The organism is Pseudomonas fluorescens, from assembly GCF_900636825.1.
Classification (GTDB): Bacteria; Pseudomonadota; Gammaproteobacteria; order Pseudomonadales; family Pseudomonadaceae; genus Aquipseudomonas; species Aquipseudomonas fluorescens_BG.
Window position 1 is genome coordinate 4,289,970 of the sequence record NZ_LR134318.1, and the last position, 24,960, is coordinate 4,314,929.

Here is a 24,960-nt window from a genome sequence, read left to right on the forward strand (position 1 = left end):
GCCGAGTGTAGCGAAGGTTCTCTGTGCGCCCACGCTCCATCAAGTTGCTGAATGCAAGGCCAAAAGATCGCAGCCTGCGGCAGCTCCTAGATGGATTCATGTAGCAGCTATCGAGTGCAACGAGGCTGCGATCTTTACGCTGCAAAGGAAATAAGCAACTAATCCAAATACCTTAAAAAAACATTGAATTTTTTGTCACCTGCAACAGTCGGAAACAATAAGCCGCCTGGAATTACTTAGTCTCCAGTCGCCCCTTGAACGCAAGACTTTTCGCAACTCTCTCAACAAGGAAATCGACATGGGCACAATTCTTATCATCATCCTGATCCTGTTGCTGATCGGTGGTCTGCCGGTCTTCCCGCACTCCAGAAGTTGGGGTTATGGCCCGTCGGGCATCATCGGCGTAGTGCTGGTCGTGTTGTTGGTGCTGTTGCTACTTGGCCGGATATAACCATTTAACCGGCAAAAAAAAAGAGGCCCTTTTCAGGGCCTCTTTTTTTATCGCTTTTTTATCGGTGGACTTTGCCTTTGCAGTGTTTAGTCCGGCTTGCCGTTAATCACACCGGCAGTGTTGTCCATCAGGCTTTTAGTCGCCGTCTGCAGGAACGCTTCGAGTTTGTGTTTCAGCTCCGCAGTACGCGGCGCGTCAGCAATGACCTCGGCACTTGGGGTGGCGCCCAATTGGTACTGATAGATTTTTGCCGACATGTCCTTGTCTTTCGGCAGCACCAGAATCTGGTCAGCCGTGACGATGGCGGTGGTCTGCTCGCTGCCCGACGGTTTGATCACGCCGAAACCGGTGTCACCTTCCGGCAGATTGAGCAAGTCACGGCCCCAGCATTGATGACGTACTTCGCCGCCGAGACGCCCCATGATGGTCGGCACGATATCGATCTGCGTCCCCACGGTGTGGTTACGGGTGCCGAATTTCTCCTGCATGCCCGGCGCAATCATCAACATCGGCACGTTGAATCGACCCAAGTCCATTTCAGTAATCTGGCGCTCGTTACCGAATCCGTGGTCACCGACGATGACGAACAGCGTTTCCTTGAAGTACGGCTCTTTACGCGCCTTTTCGAAGAACTGGCCCAGCGCCCAATCGGAGTAGCGCATGGCGGTCAGGTGTTCGTTGAGGCTGCCACGGTCGGTCACACGCTCGACCGGCAATGGCGACGGCAATGCGTATGGGGTGTGGTTGGACAAGGTTTGCAGCAGCGCATAGAACGGCTTGCCGTTTTCCCGCGCCTTCAATTCGATCAGACCGCGATCGAACATGTCCTGGTCGGACACGCCCCAGGTCGGATCGGAGAACACCGGGTCGACGAAGTCGTTACGGCCAACGAAGTTGGTCATGCCCTGATTGCTGAAGAACCCCGACTGGTTGTCCCAGGCGAAGTCACCGTTGTAGACATAGACGTCGTCGAAGTCACGCGCGCTGAGCAACTGCGGCAGACCGGACAGTTTGTGGCTGCCTTCCGGGGTCTGCATCAGGTATTCGAAACCCGGCAGATTGGGGAAGCAGGCCATGGTCGCGAACATGCCCTGGTGGGTGTGCGTGCCGTTGGAGAAGAAGCGGTCGAACAGCAGGCCTTCCTTCGACAGTTTGTCCAGGTAAGGGGTGATGTTGCCCGGCGCGCCCAGTGCACCGACCGAGTGACCGGCCATGCTTTCCATCAGGATCACGACGACGTTCTTGATCGGCAGGGTCTTGTCGGCCGGCGGCGTGTAGTCGCGGCGCACGGCAGCGATGTCGGCGTCGACCAGTTTGTCGTCTGGCATGACCAGCATCTCGCGTACCACTTTCTGCGCTTCTTCTTGCGGCAGCGTGGCTTTCCAGATGTTGTCGCGGTCTTCGCCCATGCGGTCCTTGGCGGCGGCGATCAACGACAACGTGCCATTGAGGCCGAGCTGGTTGGCGAAGTTGGAATCGGTGGTGTAGACGTCCCCCCAACGCATTGGCGGGCCCTGACGCAAAGTGCCGCGGGCGGCAATTACGCAAATCAGCAAACACACCACGAACACCGCCAGGCGGGTGTACCACGGCGCTACCTGACGGGTGCCGACGCTGCCGCCGCTGAATGGGCCGCGTGGCCGCGTTGCGCGATCGGCGCCTTTGAACGCCAGGGTCAGAATTACCGTACCGACGACCCAGGCCAGCAGATAACGCACGACCGGGAAACCGTACCAAAGCATGCTCGCCACGGTTTTCGGGTCTTCCTTCACGTACTGGAACACCAGACCGTTGAGGCGCTGGTGAAACTCGCGGTAGAAGTCCATCTCCATCAGACCGAGGAACAGTGCGATGCTCGACGCGACGGTCAGCCACAACCGGAAAAAGCCGCGCGCGGCCATGGCGCGGGCACTGAACAGCGCCAGCACCAGCGGAATGCAAAGGTAGACTACCAGGCGCAGGTCGAAACGCAGGCCATTGGCGAACGCTTCGAAGAAAGTCGCAGCCGGGGTATCAAGGATCATCTCGCGGTTGTAGACCAGCAGCGCGAGGCGCAGCACGGAAAACATCACCATCATGACCAGCGCACAAAGTAACGTGTAGGCCAGATGCGATTTGACGGTCGGTTGCAGCAGGCGAGCAGAAGATCGCTGCTGATTCAGGGCGTCCGGGTTTGCCATGTCGTTTTAGGACCCATTGAAAGTTGAAGTTGCAAAATACAGCGGCGCCATGCCCTCTTTTGGCCATTCCAGGCCCCGGGGCTTGCGCGGTGCGCAAATGTTGCACGATCACCCGCACCATTGCTATTGATTACTGCGCCACTGCCGGGCACTTTCATTTAGAGCCGTGCAAGCAGACAAACAGCGCGGGCGAATTGTCTTGAACGCTTTGTGAAAATTTCGTTCAACGCATATCTGGAAACACAATATAGATACAAAACAAAACGCCCCGATTCGATCGGGGCGTTCTGTTTCCGGCGCGAAATTACTTCTCGGCGCGTTCTTTGAGCGCCTTGAGCGTGTTGAACGGAGCTTCAACCACGAACTTGTTGGCGACCATGGCCGGCACGCTACCGCCCGGCTCGGTGTGTACTTGATAGGTCACTTCAACCTGATCGCCCTTGGGCACAAACTTCCAGAAGCCTTTGACGGCGGCGACGCGCACGAAGCCCTTTTCTTCAGGAATGTATTTCGGCACGCCTTCAAGGTTGCGGGTCAGGCTGCCATCGGCACCTTCGACTGTGGTGACTTTGATCACCGAGTCACGCGGGGTCACCGGCCAAGGCGTATTGAACTGGCTGTAGGTCCAGCTCTGATCGCCTTCATGCTTGAGCAGTTTCTGGCTCTTGCACTCGTGAATCCAGGCGCAGGCGCCGGAGACGTCCTCCTGCAAGGCGCGCAGTTTGGCGACGGTGGTTTTCATCAACGCGACGCCCTGATAGGACTTGTAGTCCGAACCCGGCACTTCACTCAGGGAGACCTTGATGCCGTCTTCGTTCTTGGCAACTTTCCAGTCTTCAGCTCGGGCGACCGATGTCGCCAGCACAGCGGTCAAACCACACAACACGGCGATACGATGCAGCGAACCCATAGTTTTATTCCTTATTGTTGAAGTTCCGTTGATTGGACACATCATGCCGCCGTCATTTGCTCCCACCAGCCGATCAGTCTGATGGCTTCTTCCGAGCTGCTACCGCAGGTTTCAACATCGGCGGTGAAGCCCGAACAGACTGCCGGACGCTCCGGACGACCGAAAATGTTGCACAGGTTTTCGTCCGAGAGTTGTACGCAACGTTCGCCGGCCGGCTTTCCATTGGGCATGCCGGGAATCGGTGAACTGATTGACGGGGCGATGCAGCAAGCGCCGCAGCCTTCACGGCATTTCATGACGGAAAATCCTCGCATGGAGCGATGTGCCAAAAGAGACGCGGAACAGAGTAACCGCTGAAACGGCTGTTTCAAATTGTCTGCACCGGGGTTTTATGCGATTAGCCAATGTGACTGAGCAGTCTCCGACAAAGTGTCTTATCTGCTGTCCCAGGCTGATTGATTTTTACTGCTTGAATTCGAATTCCAATGCCGCACCTTCGACGTCGTGGCGTTCTTCGTTGCGCAGTTGCAACTGCATTTCGTTGCTGAGCAAACGGCCGTTGAGTTGAAAGCCACTGTTTCTCTCACCGAACATTTGCGGCAGGATCGGCTCGCGTTTCGGCATCTCGACGGTGCCTTCAGGTTTCAACTCTTCAACCATGTCTTTGGGCAGACTCAGATCGAGCTTGGCCGTCGGCAACTTGGTCTTCGCCACTTCGCGCGCAGACTTGGACTTGGACGCAATGGGCGCGCGTTTCTTGACGGTCTTTTGAGTTCGGGCTTTTTTTGCCGGGGCCTTTTGCGCCGCGGCCGCGGGCTTTTGGGCCGTGCTCGTTACTGCCGGTTTTTCCTGCACGGCGGCTGCCATGACCGCAGGCGCATGCCCGATCATCAGCAAACACAACAAGACACCGACGGCAGGAACAATAGCTTTCATGGACCCAACGAGACTAACGGCAGAGGGCCATATGCTCGCTCGTTAAGCGTTACAAGACAAGCAGCCGCTGGGCATCTGTTCAGAATCCGCCTGCCGTTTCCTGACAGAGTTGAGTGGCCAACAGGCCCAGCGTCATCAATGCCCGCTCCGCTTCGCGATTCCATGGAATGCCACAATTGAGACGTATGCAGTGGTTGAACTGCTCGGTATTACTGAAGATCAGCCCCGGTGCGATGCTGATGCCTTGTTGCAATGCGCGGATGTGCAATTCCTGGGTATTCACCCTTCCCGGCAAGCTGACCCATAGAATGAAACCACCGGTGGGTCGGGTCATTTGCGTGCCTTCAGGGAAATGCTGTTGCACCGCCAACTGGAAGGCGCTGAGGTTCTTCCGATACTCCTGACGGATGTAGCGTAAATGCCGGTCATATCCGCCGTTTTCCAGATAGGCGGCAATCGCCATTTGCGTCACGCTGCACGCTGAGTGAGTGCTGAAGGTTTGCAGGCGCTGGATTTCCTGCTGGTATTTGCCGGGGATCATCCAGCCGATGCGCACACCGGGTGACAGGGTCTTGGAAAAACTTGAACAGTAGATCACCCGATCCAGCCGATCATAGGCTTTGAGTGCTTTGGTGCGGCCCTGCTCGAACATCAATTCGCCGTAGATATCGTCTTCGACAATTTGAATATCGAAATCCGAGGCCAGGCGCAGCAGTTGCTTCTGGCGCTCTTCAGGCATGGTGCCACCCAGCGGATTGCTCAGCCGCGTGGTCAGCACCAAAGCCTTGATCGACCATTGGTTGGCAGCCAGTTGCAGGGCTTCGAGACTCATGCCGGTGGCGGGATCGCTGGGGATCTCGATGACTTTCAGGCCGAGCAGATCAGCCAGTTGCAGCAGGCCGTAGTACGTCGGCGATTCAGCGGCGATCAGATCGCCCGGCCGAGTCAACACACGCAGGGACATTTGCAAGGCATCGACACAGCCGTGGGTGATCACCACTTCCGATGGATCGACCACCACGCCGGCGTCACGCATGCGAATCGCCACTTGCCGGCGCAGCGGCTCGAAACCGGGACTGAACATGTAACTGAATGCGCGCGGGCTGTGGAAACGAGTCACTTTCGCCAACTGCTGATGCAGCGCGCGCACCGGCAGATAGTCAACGCTGGGCACCGCTGCTCCGAGTGGAAACACACCTTCACGGCGCGATTCGACCAGTACCTGTTGAATGATACTGCTGCGCGTGACCAGACCCGGCCGTTCGACCCTGGCGATGTCCGGCGTCGGCGCCGTCAACGCCGGTGTCTGGTGCACGTAATAACCAGACTGCGGGCGTGCGCGGATCAGCCCCTGATCTTCGAGATTGGCGTACGCCTGCAACACCGTCGCATGGCTGACATTGAGCTGCGAGCTCATCTTGCGCACCGAAGGCACGCGCTCCCCCGGTTGATAGACACCACGGCGAATGTCTTCGGCCAGTTGCTGAGCAATACGTTGGTAGAGCAAGAGATTGGTCATGACGCAGCACTCGATTTCACGGGCATTTTATTCTTGTGTGAAACAATACCGGAACAGTTTAGAAGTGTACTGGGACAGTTACCACAATACTCGACCATACAGTGCAGTGTCAGCTACCGACTGTACTGATTTGTGCGCTGTTCGACAGGCGAAAAAAAGCCCGGTATTGCCGGGCTGCTTCCAGGATCCAAGTCAAAATCAAAAGATCGCAGGCTTCGCCAGCTCCTGCAGTATCTGCATCTCTTGTAGGAGCTGACGAGTGCAACGAGGCTGCGATCTCTTGATTGTGTTTCTCAGGATCAAGATCAAAAGATCGCAGGCTTCGCCAGCTCCTACAGTATCTGCATCCCTTGTAGGAGCTGACGAGTGCAACGAGACTGCGATCTTTTGATTGTGTTTTTCAGGATCAAGATCAAAAGATCGCAGGCTTCGCCAGCTCCTACAGAGGGCGCCGCGTATCTGCATCCCTTGTAGGAGCTGACGAGTGCAACGAGGCTGCGATCTTTTGATTGTGTTTTTTCAGGATCAAGATCAAAAGATCGCAGGCTTCGCCAGCTCCTACAGAGGAGCGTCAATCCGGGTTGGCAGGCGCAATTCAGCGGGGGGCGCCGAGTTGGCCTTTTTCGTCGGAGAACACGATCTCCACACGACGGTTCTGTGCCCGCCCACGCTCGGAGGCGTTGACGTCCACCGGGTATTCATCGCCATAACCCTCGACCTTGATGCGCTTGTCATCGATGCCCAGATCCATAAGCACATTGGCCACCGACTGTGCACGGTCACGGGACAGTTTGAGGTTTTCCTGCTTGCCGCCGGTGCTGTCGGTATAACCCTCGATGCGGACCACGCGTTTCGGGTTCAACTGCAAGAACTGGACGATTTTCAGCACCACACGGTTGGCCGAGTTCTTCAGCTCCGCCTCACCTGTGTCGAACAGCACATCGCCCAAGGTCATGACCAGACCACGGTCGGTCTGGGTCGTGGCGAGGGCGACAATTTGCTCTTCCAGCCATTTGCCCTGTTGCTGCACGCTGAGCAGTTTCGACTCGCGCAGGGCCAGTTGCAGACGCTGCCGCTCCAGTTCCAGCTTGGCTGCACGCTCTTCGTTGAGTACCTGATTGGTGTGTTCGCGGGCGATTTCGCTGTAACGCTGGCTGAGGTAGGCGTAATGCACCACGTCCGAACCGCTGCCCCAGTAGGTCGACAGGCGATCGGCGCGAGCCAGGGACTCGCCGGCACGGATCACGTCTTTCGGGGCGATACGCAGAACATTGGAGTCTTCTTTGACTGTCTGGAAATCGGCACCGGCCTCTTGCAAAGCGGATTCACTGTGTTGCCCGGCGCAGCCATAAAGGCTGGCGCAACCGGCCAGGATCAGACCGCCGATGACTTTGGAGGTGAGGCTCATTGGGCACCTCCCAGTTGCTTGCGCAGACGGGTGATGCGAGTGTTGAGCAGATTCAATTGTTCTTCGCTTTTGTGCGTCAGCACTTTGGCTTCGGCCAGACGAGCATCCAGTTCGGCCTGCTCGGCACGCATGCGCGCATTTCGATAGGACTCGTCCGCCATGTTGCCTTTGGCGCGGTCGTACTTGGCTTCGGCCAGTTTCATTTCCGGCACTTCATCTGCGGTGGCGCCGACGGCCTTGGCCTGCGTGATGGCCTGCTCGGTCAGGCGCATCTGTTCACTGGGTGCCGGATCGGTTGCGCAACCGGCCAGGGCCAGAACGGCCACAGCCGCGAAAAGAGGTCGAATACTCACTGGGAATCCTTACTGTTTTGGGGCACTGACGGGTTGTTGCGGCTGTTGCTGCTGCGCCTTCCAGCGCTCGATGTTGCGTTGCAGTGCAGCTTCCGTCAGTCCGGACGCGGGCAATTCTGTCATCTTTTTGGCTAGCTGTCCGCGCAACCACGGATCGTTGCAGGCCGAGTTATGGGAAACCGCAAGGAACAGACCCGGCCGGTCGATGGGTTGTTCGAACGTCGACAGGTCATCAGCCATACCCAACGCCTGCGCGGCGGCGAGCCCCGAGTATCGTCCGGCGAGTACAAATTCCACCTCACCGAGCAGCAGTTTCTGCAGGGCTTGAGTGAGGTTGGCTGTCTTGGTCAGGGTCAGATTCTGCTCAGCGAAAGTAATAAATGCCTGAGTCATTCGAGACTTTTCCGACACTGCACCGGGGTGCCCGTGCAGGTCAGCGGCTTCGCCGTAGACCAGAGTCGAGCCTTTGCGCGTCCACACCAGATAGTCATTTTCCAGCAGCGGCGGGTGAATGAAATCGAAGTTTTCCAGCTCATTCAGCGTCAGCGGCGCGTCGGCGAGCATGTCCATGCGTCCGCTGCGCACTTCATCCAGCGCCTGCGAGCGTTTGCCGGCGTAGAGCAGATCGACTTTGATGCCGAGATCTTTCGCCACCTGTCGCAACAGGTCGGCACTGGCGCCGATCAACTGCTTGGGATTTTGCGGATCCTGCCAAAGATACGGCGGCGCATCCGGGCTGCCGGTAACGACCAGGCGCTCGCATTTGCCAGTGGCCATGGCCAAACCTGGCAACAGGGCCAATCCCAACAACCATCTGCAGCGCAGGTCCATGGCGGAACGCTCCTACTCAAATCCAAGACAAAAAAAAGCCCGACCAACAGGCCGGGCTCTTTATAAGTGAAGCAGCCGGATTAGACCAGCTTCTCCAGCTCAGGGATTGCTTCGAACAGATCCGCCACGAGACCGTAATCGGCCACCTGGAAGATCGGCGCTTCTTCGTCCTTGTTGATCGCAACGATCACTTTGGAGTCCTTCATACCGGCCAAGTGCTGGATCGCGCCGGAGATACCGACGGCAATGTACAGCTGTGGCGCGACGATCTTGCCGGTCTGACCGACCTGCATGTCGTTCGGTACGAAACCTGCGTCGACGGCGGCGCGCGAAGCACCCACCGCAGCGCCCAGCTTGTCGGCCAGGGCGTACAGGTGTTTGAAGTTGTCGCCGTTCTGCATGCCGCGGCCGCCGGAAACGACGATCTTGGCAGCGGTCAATTCCGGACGATCGGACTTGGCCAGTTCTTCGCCAACGAAGCTCGAAGTACCCGCGTCGTGTGCAGCGCCGACTGCTTCAACAGCCGCCGAACCACCTTCAGCAGCAACCGGGTCGAAACCGGTGGCACGCACGGTGATCACTTTGATCGCGGCGGTCGATTGCACGGTAGCGATGGCGTTACCGGCGTAGATCGGACGCTTGAAAGTGTCAGCGCTTTCGACCGAGATGATCTCGGAGATCTGGTCAACGTCCAGCTGCGCGGCAACGCGTGGCAGGATGTTTTTGCCGTTGGAGGTCGCGGCAGCCAGGATGTGGCTGTAGCCAGCGCCAAGCTCTGCAACCAGTGGAGCAATGTTTTCCGGCAGCTGATGCGCGTAAGCGGCGTTGTCAGCGTTCAGGACTTTGCTCACGCCAGCGATTTTCGCAGCGGCTTCAGCCACGGCGCCAGCGCCTTGGCCTGCAACCAGAACGTGAATGTCGCCGCCGATTTTGGCAGCAGCAGCCACGGTGTTCAGTGTGGCCGGGGCCAGCACTTTGTTGTCGTGTTCAGCAATAACCAAGATAGTCATTTAGATTACCTTCGCTTCGTTCTTGAGTTTTTCAACCAGTTCAGCCACCGACTTGACCTTGATGCCCGCGCTGCGTGCAGCCGGCGCTTCGACTTTCAGGGTCTTGTTGGTGGAGGCGGTGGAAACGCCCAAAGCGTCCGGAGTCAGCACTTCGAGAGGCTTCTTCTTGGCTTTCATGATGTTTGGCAGGGACGCGTAGCGCGGCTCGTTCAAACGCAGGTCGGTGGTGACGATGGCTGGCAGTTTCAGCGAAACAGTCTGCGCGCCGCCGTCGATTTCGCGGGTCACGGCAACGCTGTCGCCGGAGACTTCGACTTTCGAAGCGAACGTGCCCTGACCGTAGCCGCTCAGTGCAGCGAGCATCTGGCCGGTCTGGTTGTTGTCGCTGTCGATGGCCTGCTTGCCGAGGATCACCAGCTGAGGCTGTTCCTTGTCGACCACAGCCTTGAGCAGCTTGGCCACGGCGAGCGAAGTCAGCTCTTCAGCGGATTCGACGAGGACGGCACGGTCGGCACCCAGAGCCAGTGCGGTACGCAGCTGCTCCTGAGCGGTGGTCGGGCCGATGGAGACGACGACGATTTCAGTCGCAACGCCCTTCTCTTTCAGGCGTACGGCTTCTTCCACGGCGATTTCGCAGAATGGGTTCATCGACATCTTCACGTTGGCGAGGTCGACGCCGGAATTGTCCGCCTTGACGCGGACCTTGACGTTGTAATCCACAACGCGTTTGACAGCTACAAGAACCTTCATGGATTCCTCGTTACTCTCCGGTGAAAAGAAAGTCGCCTAGGCGTACCTGGCGGTTGATGCTCATCAGGCTAAAGGGCACCTCTGAAAACGCCGACATGGCTGCGAAGTGGCTGCACAGAGCGGAGGCTGCGACCGTTCGTCAGGGGTGACCGGACAGTCATGGACCTTCACGCTGTGTAAAATGCGCGCCGGACCTGCGCTGCGCATCACCTTCCTGTGCCTGTGCCCTGTCTTTAGAGGTGCTCTTCAAACCGCCAGTCTGCCTACGACGAGCGCAAAACCGCCCGTATCTTGACCGGAACGCCTATTCCGGTCAATACAGCAAAATGACCATTCATAAGCCGCGCTTCTTTGATTTCTCTGGGCTGGAGCCGATTCAAACAAACGTTTGTATTGGACGCTGAGAGTGGTGTAGATATAATGCGCCGCCTAGAGAGAAAGGTGGGTTTCGCGTGGTTGCGTTTGACGTTAACGTAAAGGCAATTCAGATGCGAGATCGAACCTCCAAATTAGAAAAAAAACTGTTGAGCCTTGAGTAGGAGATAGCCTGTGGAACGCGAATACATGGAATTCGACGTGGTCATCGTCGGTGCCGGCCCCGCTGGCTTGTCCGCCGCCTGCCGTGTGAAGCAGAAGGCCGCCGAAGCCGGTAAGGAAATCAGCGTCTGCGTGGTCGAAAAAGGCTCCGAAGTCGGCGCACACATTCTGTCCGGTGCGGTGTTCGAACCCCGTGCTCTGAATGAATTGTTCCCGGACTGGAAAGAACTCGGCGCACCGCTGAACACGCCAGTAACCCGCGACGACATCTTCGTCCTGAAAAATGCCGACAGCGCGCAGAAAATCCCCGACTTCTTTGTGCCCAAGACCATGCACAACGAAGGCAACTACATCATTTCCCTCGGCAACCTGTGCCGCTGGCTGGCTCAGCAGGCGGAGAACCTCGGCGTAGAAATCTACCCCGGCTTCGCCGCTCAGGAAGCGCTGATCGACGAGCAAGGCGTGGTTCGCGGGATCATTACCGGTGAACTCGGCGTCGATCGCGAAGGCAACCCGAAAGAAGGCCTGTACACCCCGGGCATGGAACTGCGTGGCAAATACACGCTGTTCGCCGAGGGCTGCCGCGGCCACATCGGCAAGCAACTGATCAAGCGCTACAACCTCGACAGCGATGCCGACGCCCAGCACTACGGCATCGGCCTGAAAGAAATCTGGGAAATCGATCCGGCCAAACACCAGCCAGGCCTGGTGGTGCACACCGCCGGTTGGCCGCTGGACATCATGGGCACCGAAAACACCGGCGGCTCGTTCCTCTATCACCTGGAAAACAACCAGGTGGTGGTCGGTCTTATCGTTGATCTGTCCTACAGCAACACGTATCTGTCGCCGTTCGACGAATTCCAGCGCCTCAAGCATCACCCGGTGCTCAAGCAATATCTGGAAGGCGGCAAACGTGTCAGCTACGGCGCTCGCGCCATTGCCAAGGGCGGCCTGAATTCGCTGCCGAAAATGGTCTTCAAGGGCGGCGCACTGATCGGTTGCGATCTCGGCACTTTGAATTTCGCCAAGATCAAAGGCAGCCACACCGCGATGAAATCAGGCATGCTCGCCGCCGACTCCGTCGCCGATGCGCTGTTCGCCGAGCAGGACTGCACGCTGGAGTTGACCTCTTACGTTGACGCGTTCAAGAACAGCTGGCTACACGAAGAACTGTTCGCCAGCCGCAACTTCGGTGCGGCAATCCACAAGTTCGGCGCGATCGTCGGCGGTGGTTTCAACTGGCTCGATCAGAACATCTTCGGCGGCAAACTGCCGTTTACCCTGCGCGACAACAAGCCAGATTACGCCTGCCTCAAGCTGGCCGCTGACTGCAAGAAAATCGATTACCCGAAACCCGACGGCAAGCTCAGCTTCGACAAACTCAGCTCGGTGTTCATCTCCGGTACCAACCATGAAGAAGAACAGCCTTGCCACTTGAAGCTGACCGACCCGAGCATCCCGATGAGCAAGAACCTGCCGCTGTACGACGAACCGGCGCAGCGCTACTGCCCGGCCGGCGTGTACGAGGTGATTACCAAGGAAGACGGCGAGAAGCGCTTCCAGATCAACGCGCAGAACTGCGTGCACTGCAAGACCTGTGACATCAAGGATCCTGCGCAGAACATCACGTGGGTGGCGCCGGAAGGTGCTGGCGGGCCGACTTACCCGAATATGTAAGTCGACTCGCTGAACAAAGAGGCTCCCGAACCGGGGGCCTTTTTGTTGCCCAAAATTTCCCCCGTAGGAGCTGTCGAGTGAAACGAGGCTGCGATCTTTTGATATTGCTTTTGAAAGACAGAATCAAAAGATCGCAGCCTCGTTTCACTCGACAGCTCCTACATGAACTAGTGATGACTCAAGCAGCGCGCTCGTCTCCGGGGCTGCGTTCGAAGTAGCGTTTGTACTCGCGGCTGAACTGCGATGTGCTCTGATACCCGACCCGATGCGCCACCTGCGCCACGCCCAGCCCTTCAGCCACCAACAGCGTCTGCGCCTTCAACAAGCGTAAGCGTTTCAGATACTGCACCGGCGACAACAACGTGCTGCGTTTGAAATGCTCATGAAAGGTCGACACGCTCATATTCGCGCAACCGGCCAGCGTCTCGACGTTCAACGGCTCGGTGTAATGTGCATGCAGATGACTGATCGACGCCGCCACCCGCGCAAACTGCCCCTGCTGTTCGACCAGCGCGCGCAACACATCTGCTTGCGGCCCACGAAGCGCGACGAACAACAACTCACGCACCCGCGCCGGCCCGAGAATCTGGCATTCCAGCGGATCGTGCAGGCAACTCAGCAGGCGCTCAACGCAGCCGCGCATGCCATCGTCGAGCACCACCGAAGTCATCGATTCTGGCGTCTGTGCCGGAATATGCCGCCCCGGCGCCAGCCCCATGGCCAGCACCAACTCACCGAGCAGCACGCGATCAATTGCCACCGACACACCGAGCAACGGCGCGTCCGGCAGGGCGAACGTCTCGCATTCGAACGGCACTGGCAGCGCCTGAATCAGATAGTGCCCAGCGCCATATTCCATCGTGCGCGGGCCGAGAAACGCCAGTTTGCTGCCCTGGGCGATGATCATCAGGCTCGGCTCGTAAATATGCGGGCCGCGCGCGACATCGCAACTGGCGCGCAGCACTTGCACCCCAGGCAATCCGGTCTGGCTGTAACCATCGCGCTGCGCGAGCGGTTCGATCAGCGAAACCAGGCGGGCATTGGCATCGAGATGACGGGTTAATTGCATCGAATAAGTCTTCGTAAAAATCACGGAAAAAGGGATGAAAACATCATCGCAGATCCGCCGGCCAATGCGATCGCCGAAACCCGCATGCCGGAGAATTAGGCATGAGACCCGGAGGAATCGTCATGGCCGCACCCGCCCCCGGCGCCCAGAATTCACCGCCTCACTTGTCACTGTTTTTTGCGAGGTCATCCATGTACACCGCCATCGGCTATGCCGCCCAATCGGCCACCACTCCCCTCGCCCCGATGAAGTTCGAACGCCGCAGCCCGCGCGCCGACGATGTCGCCATCGAAATTCTTTATTGTGGCGTTTGCCACTCCGACATCCATCAGGCTCGCAACGAATGGGGCATCGCTGTCTATCCGCTGATGCCCGGCCACGAGATCGTCGGAAAAGTCACCGCCATCGGTACGAATGTCACCCGCCACAAAGTAGGCGATCTGGTAGGCGTCGGCTGCATGGTCGACTCCTGCCGCAGCTGCGAGGCCTGCCAGGCAAACCTCGAGCAATATTGTCTCGAAGGCCCGACCATGACTTACGCCACGCCAGACCGCGTGGACGGCAGCAACACCATGGGCGGTTATTCGGACAGCATCGTTGTCAGCGAACACTTTGTGGTGCGCATCCCGGAACGTCTGGCATTGGCCAGCGCCGCGCCGATTCTCTGCGCCGGCATCACCACTTATTCGCCGCTCAAGCATTACGGCGTCAAGGCTGGCGACAAGGTCGGGATTCTCGGCATGGGTGGTTTGGGCCACATGGGCATCAAGTTCGCCAAAGCGATGGGCGCCGAAGTCACGCTGTTCACCCGCTCGGCGAGCAAGGCAGAGGAAGGCCGTCGCCAAGGTGCTGATCATGTGATCGTGTCCACCGACGCCGAGCAAATGAAGGCTGCGGCCGGTTACTTCGATTTTCTGCTCGACACCATTCCGGTGCAGCACGACCTTAACCCCTACCTCGACACCCTGCGTTTTGACGGCGTGCACATTCTGGTCGGCCTGATCGAACCGATCGATCCGCCAGTGCACGCGGCCAAACTGGTGCTGGGGCGTCGGGTATTGGCCGGTTCGTTGATCGGTGGCGTTGCCGAAACCCAGGAAGTGCTGGATTTCTGCGCCGAACACAACATCACTTGCGACATCGAAATGCTCGACATCCGCCAGATCAACGAGGCTTATGCGCGAATGATCGCCGGCGACGTGAAGTACCGTTTCGTGATCGACATGGCAACGCTCAAGGTTTAAGCCTTTAAACCGAGTTCAGCCGACAGCCGGGCTGTGACCTCTTTGATCAGGGGAATCAGCTCGGCCATTTTCTCCAGCGGCATGTACGGTACGGTGCTGGCGATACTGATCGCCGCCACGATGCCTTTGCTCGCATCCCGAATCGGCGCCGCCACGCAGCGGATCGACGGTTCGTTGTCTTCCAGATCGAACGCGTAGCCACCGGCGACGTATTCGGTCATGCGCTGCTCCAGCTGTTCCCAGGATTGCTGCGGATGCTGCGGCCAGAACTGACTTTTCCCACCCGCCGGCAGGCTGATGTCGTACAGCCGCTGCCAATCTTTCGGCGCGTCATCGAGCATCAGCGCCTTGCCTATCCCGGTGCGTGCCAGCGGCATGCGATGGCCAACGCGCGAGCGCATCTCCGGGCCATTGCGCCCCGGATTTTTCAGCAGATACAGAACCTCGTCGCCTTCGCGAATGCCCAGGTGCACGGTGTCGCCGGTGAGCGCCGACAACTCGTCCAGGTACGGCGCGGCCAGGGTCACCAGCGGCAATTCTTCGCGGGCCTGGAAACCCAGTTCTATCAGCTTCGGCCCAAGCAGATACCCGATCTGCGGCACTACGCGCAGATAGCGTTCGTCGACCAGGCAACTGGCCAGACGATGGGTGGTGCTGCGCGTGGTGCCGATCAGCCGGGCGATTTCCTTGAGATCACGGGCGCCGCTGGCCACCGCATGCACCACCCCCAGGCCGCGCAATAGCGTCTGGGTACCGGTGGGCGCGGCGTCCTTGGTTTTTTCCGGGGCGTCTTCCTGCATATCCAGCCTTTTACCGTTGAGCGAGGGAACGGGCGGCATTATGGTCGCCCGACGCAGACCACTACAACTCGATACGTTCGACCTTGCCGACCAACAGCACGTAGGACAAGGCACCTACCAGCGCAAGCACCGCGATGTAGGTAATCGCCGGCGCGAACGAATCGCCGCTGGCGAGGAAGCCGATCACGATCGGTGTAGCGATGGCCGACAGGTTGCCGATGAAGTTGAACACGCCACCGGTCAGACCGAGCAACCGCGCCGGCGCCAGGGTCGAAACCAGCGACCAGGTGATCGAAGCCAGACCGTTACCGAAGAACGCCAGTGCGAGGAAGGCAATCACCAGCGGCGTCGACTCGACAAAGTTGGCGCCAATGATCGAGGTCGAAATCAACAACCCACCAATGATCGGCAGCTTGCGCGCGAAGCCGACGGTATATCCACGGCGGATCAGGAAGTCGGAAAAGAATCCCGAACACAGCACACCGACGAACGCGGCAAGAAATGGCAGCGACGCGAGCAGCCCGGACTTGATGAAGTCCATGCCACGATATTTCACCAGGTAGGTGGGGAACCAGGTGAGGAAAAACCACAGCGTCGAATTCAGGCAGAACTGGCCGAGGTAGATGCCCCACAACTTGCGTTTGCTCAGGACAATGCCCAAATCCGTCCAACTGAATTTGGCCTTGGCCTTGGCGGTTTCCGCCTGGATATCGACCAGCCCGCCACCTTCGCGGATCAGATCGATTTCCGCTTCGTTGACGCCTTTGAAATCCCGGGGTTCGCGATACACCGCGTACCAGATCAGCGCCCAGAGAATGCCCACCGCGCCGGTTGCGACGAACACCATGTGCCAGCCGAACGCGTGTTGCAGCCACGCCAGCACCGGGGTCAGAAATGCCAGACCGACAAACTGCCCGGAGGTATAGAAGCCGATGGCCGTGGCGCGTTCGCGCTCGGGAAACCAAGTGGTGACCACGCGGCTGTTGATCGGATAGGCCGGTGCTTCCAGCGCACCAACGGCCATGCGCAGGACGAACAGAGCGATGAAGCTGCTGACGAAACCGAGCATCACCGTGGCCACCGACCACAGCAGCAGCGCGACGCTGTAGAGGATCCGCGGCGGCACCCGATCCACCAGCCAGCCGCCGGGAATCTGCATCGCGGCGTAAGTCCAACCGAAGGCGGAGAAAATCAGGCCGACGTGAACCGGATCGATGCCCAGCTCGCTGGTCAGCGCCGGCGCGGCAATCGACAGGTTGCTGCGGTCGAGGTAGTTGATGACCACGGTGATAAACAGCAACACCATGATGAAAAACCGCTTGCGGCTAGGCGTGACTAAAGACGCCTGCCCGGAAAGGGTGTGCGTTTGCATGAGAGATGCCTCTTTTTATGTTTGTTGAGGTCATGACGCAGATCTCCCATCCATGGAGATCAATTGTGGGAGCTGGCTTGCCGGAACGCCGCATCGCAGCGATAGCGGTAAATCTGTCACATCAGTGTTGGACGTGCCGCCGTCATCGCTGGCAAGCCAGCTCCCACAGGGTTTTGTGGTGTGTCAGGGACGACTCACCACTCGGCAAAGCTGCCATCGGCATGACGCCAGATCGGGTTGCGCCAGCGGTGGCCGACTGCCGCGCGCTCGATCACGTATTCCTCGTTGATCTCGATGCCGAGCCCCGGGCCGTTGGGGATTTTTACGAAGCCCTTGTCGTAATCGAAGACGCGCGGGTCTTTCACGTAGTCGAGCAGGTCGTTGCTCTCGTTGTAATGAATGCCCAGGCTTTGCTCCTGGATAAACGCGTTGTAACAAGCGGCGTCCAGTTGCAAACAGGCGGCCAGCGCGATCGGCCCCAGCGGGCAATGCAGCGCCAGCGCCACGTCGTAGGCTTCAGCCATGTTGGCGATCTTGCGGGTTTCGGTGATGCCGCCCGCATGAGACGCATCAGGCTGGATGATGTCGACGTAGCCTTCGCTCAACACGCGTTTAAAGTCCCAGCGCGAGAACAACCGCTCGCCGAGCGCAATCGGTGTGCTGGTCAGCGGCGCCAGTTCTTTCAGGGCCTCGTAGTTTTCGCTGAGCACCGGCTCTTCGATAAACATCAGTTTGTACGGGTCGAGTTCCTTCATCAGCACTTTGGCCATCGGCTTGTGCACGCGACCATGGAAGTCGACGCCGATACCGACGTTCGGCCCGACGGCGTCACGCACGGCGGCGACGTTGGCCAGCGCCAGATCAACCTTCTCGAAGGTGTCGAGGAACTGCAGCTCTTCGGTGCCGTTCATTTTCACCGCGGTGAAACCTCGGCTCACCGCTTCTTTCGCTGCACGTGCGGTGTCGGCCGGGCGGTCGCCGCCGATCCACGAATACACACGAATCTTGTCTCGCACCTGGCCACCGAGCAGGTCACTCACCGACACCCCGAGCGCCTTGCCCTTGATGTCCCACAGCGCCTGATCGATACCGGCCAGCGCGCTCATATGGATCGCGCCGCCCCGGTAGAAGCCCCCGCGATACAGCACGGTCCAGATGTCTTCGATATTGCGTGGGTCTTTGCCGATCAGGTAGTCGGACAATTCTTCTACGGCAGCAGCCACGGTGTGCGCCCGGCCTTCGACCACGGGTTCGCCCCAACCAGTCACACCCTCATCGGTTTCGACCTTGAGGAAGCACCAGCGCGGCGGGACGATGAAGGTCGTGAGTTTGGTGATTTTCATCTCTGCTCTCTTTTGTAAATGCAGCTTTTATTAGATGCAGCGCACGCGGCGCCGGAAAAGTCTTAACGAAGCGCTTTCCATGCGGCCACATAGGCCTTGGCATTGACTGCCACTTGCTCTGGCGTCATGCCCGGTTTGAACAGGCCGGAACCGAGACCGAAACCTTTCACGCCAGCGTCGATGAACGCCTGCATGTTGTCCGGCGTGATGCCGCCGACCGGCGCCAGCACGGTCCCGGACGGCAACACCGCGAGCCAGGCCTTGACGACCGCCGGGCTCATTTGTTCGGCCGGAAACAGCTTGAGAACGTCGGCGCCCTCGGCTAGTGCCGCGAAGGCTTCGGTCGGCGTTGCCACGCCTGGCGACAGGAACAGCCCCGCCGCTTTCGCCGCGCGCAAAACCTTGGCATCGCTGTGCGGCATGACGATCACTTGGCCGCCAGCCGCTTTTACCTGTTCGACCTGTTCCAGGGTCAACACTGTGCCAGCGCCGATCAGGCAATCGGCGGGCAGTGCATCGCGCAGGATGCGGATACTTTCGTACGGCGAAGGGGAATTGAGCGGTACTTCGATGACGCGAAATCCGGCGGCATACAGGACTTCTCCGACAGCGGCAGCTTGCTGCGGGTGCAGGCCACGCAGAATCGCGATCAGACCGTTTTGTGCCAGTGCTTGCTTGAGCATGTCAGGCCTCCAGTCAGGGTTAACGGGATGAGGAATCGATCAATCCGGCGGCCAGCGCCAGTCGCCACAGACCACGCTCGGTGGCCTGCTCGGCCAACGTCACGTTGGCAAACCCACAGGTGTCGAGGGCACGGCTGTAGCGCGAACAAAGTTGCGCGTTGCCGATGAGGACGATCGAAGGGAGATTGGGATTGTCGCGGCGATTGCGCTGCACATTGGCCAGCGCTGTCAGTTCGTGGCCGATCATCAGGCCGGACAGATAATCCGCCTGCGCGGTCGGGCTCAGCTCCCCGGTCAGGCCAAGCGTACGCGCGCTGAACAGCGTCGACAGCACGCCGAGCGCACCGTCCGCCGACTGCGCGACCTGCACGCCCCGGTCAAATGCCGGAGCATCGAACGCTGCGCCTTGCTGCTGGGTTCGCCCCAGAATGCTGTGTTCACTGAGCACCGCGAACACTTCGCCGGTCATGAACGTGTCGAAATGGGTGATGCAGCCATCGACTACGTTTACCCATTTGGAATGACTGCCCGGCAGACCGATCAGCAGATTGTTGCCGGTCTCGAGGGGCAGATTCTGCAGCACGCCAAGGACTTGGGTTTCTTCGCCGCGCATGACATTCGGCAACCGCGAACGCTGAATCACGCCCGGCACGATATGCACACGGCTGCCGCGAAGACTCGTCACTGTTTGTAGGGAATTTCCGAGATTGGCGACATTTGCTGGCGTATCGCAGTAGGCCGCTTCACGCCAGCCCTGCGCACTGCCGACCATGCCGCACGCGATCACCGGCAGATCCGGCTGCGCGTCGAGCCAATCACCGCAGGCCTCATCGAAAGCCAGCTCAAAGCCGTCGACGCATTCGCGACCATTGATGATCCGCGGAGTCTTCGGCAGTTGCATGATCCCGGAAGACAGCGAGCGCTGCTCCAGCACCACACCGTCCGCCGCGAGTTTGTAAGCACGTAATGAGGTGGTCCCCCAATCGAGCGCGATCAATTGCGCCTGCATCGCTTCACCTGTTTTGTTTTTGGCAGTGAGTGCGACGGACTATAAACCCAGGAGGGCTAAAATCTCAATATATAAATATCAGTCCCATATTTTGGGACGAAAGCAAAAAAGATCGCAGCCTGCGGCAGCTCCTACAGTCGTTACCTTGTGTAGGAGCTGCCGCAAGCTGCGATCTTTAAAAAACCTAGTTACCTTCCGCGAAATCGCGCAATACCTTGCCATCCATGCGATATCGCACCCACTCTTCCTGCGGCTGTGCACCGAGTGATTTGTAGAATTCGATAGCCGGGGTATTCCAGTCGAGGACGCTCCATTCGAAGCGGCCGCAGTCGTTGTCGCAAGCGATTTTTGCCAGGTGGCGCAGCAGGGTCTTGCCGGCACCGCCGCCGCGTTGTTCCGGGGTGATATAGAGGTCTTCGAGGTACAGGCAATTGCTGCCGAGCCACGTCGAATAGCTGAAAAAGAACACGGCAAAACCGATCGGCAGGCCGTCGCGCAGGCAGATCAAGCCGTGGGCGGTGGCGCCTTCGCCGAACAGGCTGCGCTCGATGTCGGTGACGCTGGCGATGACTTCGTGGCGAGCCTTTTCGAAATCTGCGAGTTCAGTAATGAACGCAAGAATTTGCGGGGCATCGCTGGGGGTCGCCGAGCGTATTTCGATCGTCATGGACGGGCCTTGTATGCAATTTAAAACATCATACTAAGGCGCACAGCGGCGCTCGTCACATGGCAAACATACTGACCCGTCCGATTTGGTAAATACCGTTGCCCCTGTAGGAGCGAGCCTGCTCGCGAATGCGTCTTTCAGTCAGCCCTCGATTCAGCTGACGGAATGCCTTCCCCGAGCAGGCTCGCTCCCACAGTGGATGCCTTGCCGCCAATCAGGCACCGGATGGCACGACCTCGCAGGCGCTCCTGACGGCTTTGTGCGTGGCGCTGGCAAATTGGCTAATCACCGTCGGCCGATTGCTCTGGCGCAGATTTCATCTCGAGACCGCAACGCTGGTTTAGACCGTTCGTCGCGCTTCAGGCACCAATCCGTAAAAATGGCTGACCAACAAAGTGTGAGGATTCCAATCACTGGAGAAGCCCTATGATTCCGTCAAGGTTGACCGCTTTCGTATTCAGCGCCCTGCTTTGCCCTGCAGTTTTCGCCGCCTCCGCTACCGCGGCGGGCACTGGCCCGACCGATCCGACCCCACCACGCGCCCCCGCGATCAACAGTGCTCCCGGCATGAACACCGATGGCTCCGGCGTGCCGCTGATCAATCAGCCGCCCGCCACCGGGACTGACCCGCGCACGCAAGGCAGCGACCCGGGACGTCAGGGCGGCATGAACACGCCCGACGCTCCTAACGCCACACCCGACAATGCCGGGCCGGGTGTGGGTTCGAAAACCACCACCGGTGGCTCCGGTTCCGAAGGTTCCGGTCAGTAGTTCGCCGACGCGAGCGCCCTATTCACTCCATGAAGAGGTAACCATGAACGTCGACAAAGACCTGGAAAAAGAAGTCCTCACCCGCTTGCTGCACGCGCACCCCAATGGTTTGGGCAAAGAGGTGCTGGACAACTACCGGGGCGAGAAAACCGTCGCCAACACCCTCGCCGCCCTGCAGGATCGCGGACTGATTCACCACGGCCATGTGACCTGCAGTGAAGCGGGCGAACACTCGCTGACCCTGCCGATCAAGCTGAGTGCCGCCGGCGTTGAAGCCGCGCGCAAACTCGATAGCTAAGCGCACTGATCGCTTGACTATGTAATTGCTTGACCCCGTAGGAGCTGCCGCAGGCTGCGATCTTTTGATCTTGTAATCTTCAATGAAAGGTTGAAACCTGCGGTAGTCAACACAGCTGATAACAATCACTGAAGCAAGGAGTAATCCCATGCCTCGTGGAAGCAAAGACAAATACACCAGTGAACAGAAGCGCAAGGCCGAGCACATCGAAGACAGCTACGAGAAAAAAGGCGTGTCGAAAGATGAAGCCGAGGCGCGGGCCTGGGCAACGGTCAACAAACAATCGGGTGGCGGCGAAAAGTCCGGCGGTTCGGGCCGCAAAAAGCCCGCGAGTGCGAAGTCGGAAGATCGCAAAGAGTCTTCGCGACGCGCGGTTGCCAGCCGCAAGGGTCACTCGCGCAACAGCGAGACTTCGAAGGATACGCAGACCGTCGATAGCCTGATGAAAGAAGCCCGGGCGAAGAACATTCCGGGGCGGTCTTCCATGCGCAAGCAAGAGTTGATCGAGGCGTTGCGCAAGGCCAGTTAAATGACGCCCACTGTAGGAGCTGCCGAAGGCTGCGATCTGTTGATCTTGAAAAGCTAAAGATCGCAGCCTTCGGCAGCTCCTACAGTAGATTTGTGACGACACAGTTCCAATGTGGGAGCGGGCCTGCTCGCGAGGGTTTCAGATCAGCCGCCGCAGGACTCGCGGATAAACGCATCCACCTCAGCCGCCACGGGTGCGGTCGCAGGTCCCCAGCGCGTTACTGCCAACGCAGCTGCCGCATTCGCCCGCCGCGCTGCTCCATGCGCTTCAAGCCCCCGCGCCAGCCCGGCAATGAATACCCCGGCATGCGCATCCCCGGCGCCATTGCTGTCCACCGCTCTCACGGCAAACCCCGGCACTTGTCGACGCTCACCACGCTGTTGAATCCAGCAGCCCTGCGGCCCATCGCGGACCACGATCAAGGCCTTTTCCGGCAACACCTCAGCGAGACGCTCCATAGCTGCGCCAATCCCGGCCGCCCCGGTAAAGCGCAGCGCCTCAACGCTGTTGCTGGTCCACACATCGATGCGCGGCAACAACGCTTGCGTCAACGGCGCTTCAGGCGATTCCACCAAGGGTCCCGGATCGAACACCACGTTGATGGACGAGGGCAGCGCCAGTGTCCAGTCGAGCAACGCTTGCGCCTTGCCTTTCTGCACCAGGCTGTAGCCGCTGAGATAAACGTAATCGCCTGCCACTGCTGCGACGCTATTGAGGTCTGCCTCGCTGATCTCGCCTTCGGCACCGATGTAGGAAACGAAACTGCGCTCGGCCGACGCATCGGTCAACGCCACGCACAAACCGGTGTCGCGCGACGCGGGCTTGCGCAGCCCGATCTGAATGCCTTCGGCGTTCATTGCCTGGCGCGCCAGATCGCCAAAGCGACCGGTGCCGTGGCGCCCGAGATAGACCACCGGCAAGCCATTGCGCACCGCCGCCGCCATCACATTGAAACCGCCGCCCGCTTCGAAACCCGCCGACTGCGCGAGCACATCACCGCCAATCTGCGGCAATTTTTCCACGGCCATGACCAGGTCGATGATGACCTGGCCGGTGTGCAACATTTTAGGCATGAGCGTTCTCGGGTTGCGCGGCGCGGCGATCCCTGGCCCCGCCGAGTACAAGGTAAATGCCACCGGCGACAACAAAGGTGACGATCCAGCCGAGACCGTTATGGCCCAGCCATGAGTCGGACAGGAAGCCCTTGAACCAGACGTTCTCGGCCGTGGTGCCGATGGTGGTGAAACTGAAGCCAAGCACGATGGCAATCGCCCACGCGCCAAATGCGCGCCACTCGATGCCGCCGCGATACCAATAGGCGCTGCTCGGACTCACATCCAGCAGGTCTTTCGGGCTGTAGTAATGACGGTGAATCAGGTCGACAACGAAGATCCCGACCCAAGCGGTAATCGGCACTGCCAGCAGCGAAATGAAGGTAATGAACGGGCCGTAGAAACTGTCGGCGATCAGCATGAAGTAGATCGAACCGGCAAAGATCGCGACGATATCGACGACCACGGCATAGACGCGTTTGACCTTCAGCCCGAGGGTCAGCGTGGTCAGGCCGGCGGAATATACCGACAGGTTGTTCGACAGCAGCAAGCCACCGAACGCGGTGATCAGGTACGGCACGGCCATCCACGTCGGCAGCATGTCGCGGATTGCCACAATCGGATCGGTTGCAGAAGCGAGGTCGTTGTTACCCACCGAGAGCAAGCCGCCGAGGGTGATCAACAGCACCAGCGGAATGCCCGCGCCAAACGCCGCCGATGCGACCAGGCGCACGGCTTTGACGCTGCGATGCTGATAGCGCGACATGTCAGCGCCAGCGTTCGCCCAACCGATACCAGTGCCGGCGGCCATGGTGCCGATGCCGATGATCATCGCGCTCAGCGGCGCGGGCGTGGCGTTGAATACGGCGCTCCAGTCGATGGTCGCGCAAAGGAAACCGCCGACCAGAATGTTCAGCGCGCCGAACACGTAAGTCGCCCATTTCTGGATGACCAGCAGGGTCGCGTGGCCGAGACCGGAAACCGCCAGGGTGAGCAGCACGAAAATCGCGATGAAGATCAGCGTCAGTACCGGCGCACTCTTCGCTTCCACTGGCGAACCGAACAGGATCGAGCACAGCGACAGCAGCACGAACGCGGCGGTGGTGGTGTTCACGGTTTCCCAGCCCAGGCGCGACATCAGCGAGACCAGGGTCGGACCGATATTGCCGCGTACGCCGAAGATCGCGCGCGACAGTGTCAGGCTCGGGGCGCGGCCACGTCGACCCGCAATCGAGATGATCCCGACCACCGCGAACGAACCGGCGGCACCGATGATCGCCACGATGATTGCTTGCCAGATCGCCAGCCCACGAAACGCGACCAGGGTCGCGCCCAGCGGCAGGCCGAGAATGGAAATATTGGCCGCGAACCAGACCCAGAACAATTGCAGCGGATGGCCGTTGCACTCGGCTTCCGGCACCGGCTCGATGCCACGGGTTTCCAGTTGCCCGGCGCTTTGCCCGGCGGTTGATGAACTCATTGAAAATGCTCCTGTTTGCCATTCTTGTGTTTATGGGCAATTGAATACCTGCACCTCTCCCCTGTAGGAGCTGCCGCAGGC

At 59.2% G+C, this 24,960-nt stretch carries 25 protein-coding genes and 1 pseudogene; 7 read left to right on the plus strand and 19 right to left on the minus strand.

Annotated elements, in window-relative coordinates; all coding sequences use genetic code 11:
* Positions 1-292 precede the first annotated feature (292 nt).
* Entirely contained in the window at positions 293-451 is a 159-nt protein-coding gene (locus EL257_RS19385; protein ID WP_169432680.1) for a DUF3309 family protein, read from the plus strand.
* A gap of 86 nt (positions 452-537) precedes the next feature.
* On the opposite strand, the gene EL257_RS19390 is transcribed toward EL257_RS19385, so the two are convergent.
* The 10 genes from EL257_RS19390 to EL257_RS19435 form a co-directional block, all read right to left on the minus strand.
* A complete protein-coding gene (locus tag EL257_RS19390; RefSeq protein WP_126365339.1) occupies positions 538-2,631 on the minus strand; it encodes an LTA synthase family protein in 2,094 nt (697 codons plus the stop codon).
* Positions 2,632-2,935: 304 nt separating this feature from the next.
* Positions 2,936-3,541, minus strand: coding sequence for an START domain-containing protein (locus tag EL257_RS19395; protein WP_126365341.1), 606 nt, complete (start codon positions 3,539-3,541; stop codon positions 2,936-2,938).
* Between the two features lie 41 nt (positions 3,542-3,582).
* On the minus strand, positions 3,583-3,837 hold the full coding sequence (locus EL257_RS19400) for a YkgJ family cysteine cluster protein (RefSeq protein ID WP_126365343.1): 255 nt from the start codon (positions 3,835-3,837) through the stop codon (positions 3,583-3,585).
* 166 nt (positions 3,838-4,003) lie between these two features.
* Complete coding sequence (locus EL257_RS19405; protein ID WP_126365345.1) at positions 4,004-4,477, minus strand: translation initiation factor 2; 474 nt, start codon at positions 4,475-4,477, stop codon at positions 4,004-4,006.
* A gap of 79 nt (positions 4,478-4,556) precedes the next feature.
* On the minus strand, positions 4,557-5,996 hold the full coding sequence (locus EL257_RS19410; protein WP_126365347.1) for a PLP-dependent aminotransferase family protein: 1,440 nt from the start codon (positions 5,994-5,996) through the stop codon (positions 4,557-4,559).
* 595 nt (positions 5,997-6,591) lie between these two features.
* Positions 6,592-7,404: an OmpA family protein gene (locus EL257_RS19415; RefSeq protein WP_126365349.1), complete on the minus strand. Its 813-nt coding sequence runs from the start codon at positions 7,402-7,404 to the stop codon at positions 6,592-6,594.
* Complete coding sequence (locus EL257_RS19420; protein WP_126365351.1) at positions 7,401-7,757, minus strand: DUF4398 domain-containing protein; 357 nt, start codon at positions 7,755-7,757, stop codon at positions 7,401-7,403. Before EL257_RS19420 ends, EL257_RS19415 begins: the two co-directional genes overlap by 4 nt.
* Before the next feature lie 9 nt (positions 7,758-7,766).
* The gene (locus EL257_RS19425; protein WP_126365353.1) at positions 7,767-8,588 is read right to left on the minus strand and encodes a substrate-binding periplasmic protein; all 822 of its coding nucleotides are present in this window, start codon (positions 8,586-8,588) and stop codon (positions 7,767-7,769) included.
* 80 nt (positions 8,589-8,668) lie between these two features.
* Positions 8,669-9,598: an electron transfer flavoprotein subunit alpha/FixB family protein gene (locus EL257_RS19430; protein WP_126365355.1), complete on the minus strand. Its 930-nt coding sequence runs from the start codon at positions 9,596-9,598 to the stop codon at positions 8,669-8,671.
* On the minus strand, positions 9,599-10,348 hold the full coding sequence (locus tag EL257_RS19435; protein ID WP_126365357.1) for an electron transfer flavoprotein subunit beta/FixA family protein: 750 nt from the start codon (positions 10,346-10,348) through the stop codon (positions 9,599-9,601).
* A 549-nt stretch (positions 10,349-10,897) separates the two neighbouring features.
* On the opposite strand from EL257_RS19435, the gene EL257_RS19440 reads away from it, so the two are divergent.
* On the plus strand, positions 10,898-12,562 hold the full coding sequence (locus EL257_RS19440; RefSeq protein ID WP_126365359.1) for an electron transfer flavoprotein-ubiquinone oxidoreductase: 1,665 nt from the start codon (positions 10,898-10,900) through the stop codon (positions 12,560-12,562).
* A gap of 178 nt (positions 12,563-12,740) precedes the next feature.
* Here EL257_RS19440 and EL257_RS19445 read toward each other — a convergent pair whose 3' ends face one another.
* Complete coding sequence (locus EL257_RS19445; protein WP_126365361.1) at positions 12,741-13,631, minus strand: AraC family transcriptional regulator; 891 nt, start codon at positions 13,629-13,631, stop codon at positions 12,741-12,743.
* 191 nt (positions 13,632-13,822) lie between these two features.
* Between EL257_RS19445 and EL257_RS19450 the strand changes: the two genes are divergently transcribed.
* The gene (locus EL257_RS19450; protein WP_126365363.1) at positions 13,823-14,875 is read left to right on the plus strand and encodes an NAD(P)-dependent alcohol dehydrogenase; all 1,053 of its coding nucleotides are present in this window, start codon (positions 13,823-13,825) and stop codon (positions 14,873-14,875) included.
* On the opposite strand, the gene EL257_RS19455 is transcribed toward EL257_RS19450, so the two are convergent.
* The 6 genes from EL257_RS19455 to EL257_RS19480 form a co-directional block, all read right to left on the minus strand.
* A complete protein-coding gene (locus EL257_RS19455) occupies positions 14,872-15,675 on the minus strand; it encodes an IclR family transcriptional regulator (protein WP_126368196.1) in 804 nt (267 codons plus the stop codon). The genes EL257_RS19450 and EL257_RS19455 overlap by 4 nt on opposite strands.
* A 61-nt stretch (positions 15,676-15,736) precedes the next feature.
* Complete coding sequence (locus EL257_RS19460) at positions 15,737-17,047, minus strand: MFS transporter (RefSeq protein WP_126365365.1); 1,311 nt, start codon at positions 17,045-17,047, stop codon at positions 15,737-15,739.
* 194 nt (positions 17,048-17,241) lie between these two features.
* Positions 17,242-18,390: a galactonate dehydratase gene (gene dgoD / locus EL257_RS19465; protein WP_007908327.1), complete on the minus strand. Its 1,149-nt coding sequence runs from the start codon at positions 18,388-18,390 to the stop codon at positions 17,242-17,244.
* Positions 18,391-18,452: 62 nt separating this feature from the next.
* Positions 18,453-19,073: a 2-dehydro-3-deoxy-6-phosphogalactonate aldolase gene (locus EL257_RS19470; protein WP_126365367.1), complete on the minus strand. Its 621-nt coding sequence runs from the start codon at positions 19,071-19,073 to the stop codon at positions 18,453-18,455.
* Positions 19,074-19,092: 19 nt separating this feature from the next.
* Positions 19,093-20,082 (minus strand): 2-dehydro-3-deoxygalactonokinase, encoded by a 990-nt coding sequence (locus tag EL257_RS19475; protein ID WP_126365369.1) that lies wholly within the window; start codon positions 20,080-20,082, stop codon positions 19,093-19,095.
* Between the two features lie 184 nt (positions 20,083-20,266).
* Positions 20,267-20,749, minus strand: a complete 483-nt coding sequence (locus EL257_RS19480) for a GNAT family N-acetyltransferase (RefSeq protein ID WP_126365371.1) — start codon at positions 20,747-20,749, stop codon at positions 20,267-20,269.
* Between the two features lie 203 nt (positions 20,750-20,952).
* Here EL257_RS19480 and EL257_RS28115 point away from each other — a divergent pair.
* The 4 genes and pseudogenes from EL257_RS28115 to EL257_RS19500 form a co-directional block, all read left to right on the plus strand.
* Positions 20,953-21,093, plus strand: a pseudogene (locus EL257_RS28115) (MFS transporter); the annotation flags it as partial.
* An 82-nt stretch (positions 21,094-21,175) separates the two neighbouring features.
* On the plus strand, positions 21,176-21,520 hold the full coding sequence (locus EL257_RS19490; RefSeq protein WP_126365373.1) for a hypothetical protein: 345 nt from the start codon (positions 21,176-21,178) through the stop codon (positions 21,518-21,520).
* A gap of 43 nt (positions 21,521-21,563) precedes the next feature.
* On the plus strand, positions 21,564-21,818 hold the full coding sequence (locus tag EL257_RS19495; RefSeq protein WP_126365375.1) for a hypothetical protein: 255 nt from the start codon (positions 21,564-21,566) through the stop codon (positions 21,816-21,818).
* Between the two features lie 148 nt (positions 21,819-21,966).
* Positions 21,967-22,347, plus strand: a complete 381-nt coding sequence (locus tag EL257_RS19500) for a Rho termination factor N-terminal domain-containing protein (RefSeq protein WP_071173202.1) — start codon at positions 21,967-21,969, stop codon at positions 22,345-22,347.
* A gap of 143 nt (positions 22,348-22,490) precedes the next feature.
* On the opposite strand, the gene EL257_RS19505 is transcribed toward EL257_RS19500, so the two are convergent.
* Positions 22,491-23,420, minus strand: a complete 930-nt coding sequence (locus tag EL257_RS19505) for a PfkB family carbohydrate kinase (protein ID WP_126365377.1) — start codon at positions 23,418-23,420, stop codon at positions 22,491-22,493.
* Positions 23,413-24,879 carry a purine-cytosine permease family protein gene (locus EL257_RS19510; RefSeq protein WP_126365379.1) on the minus strand — a complete coding sequence of 489 codons (1,467 nt, stop codon included), beginning with the start codon at positions 24,877-24,879 and terminating at the stop codon, positions 23,413-23,415. Before EL257_RS19510 ends, EL257_RS19505 begins: the two co-directional genes overlap by 8 nt.
* Positions 24,880-24,960: the final 81 nt, after the last annotated feature.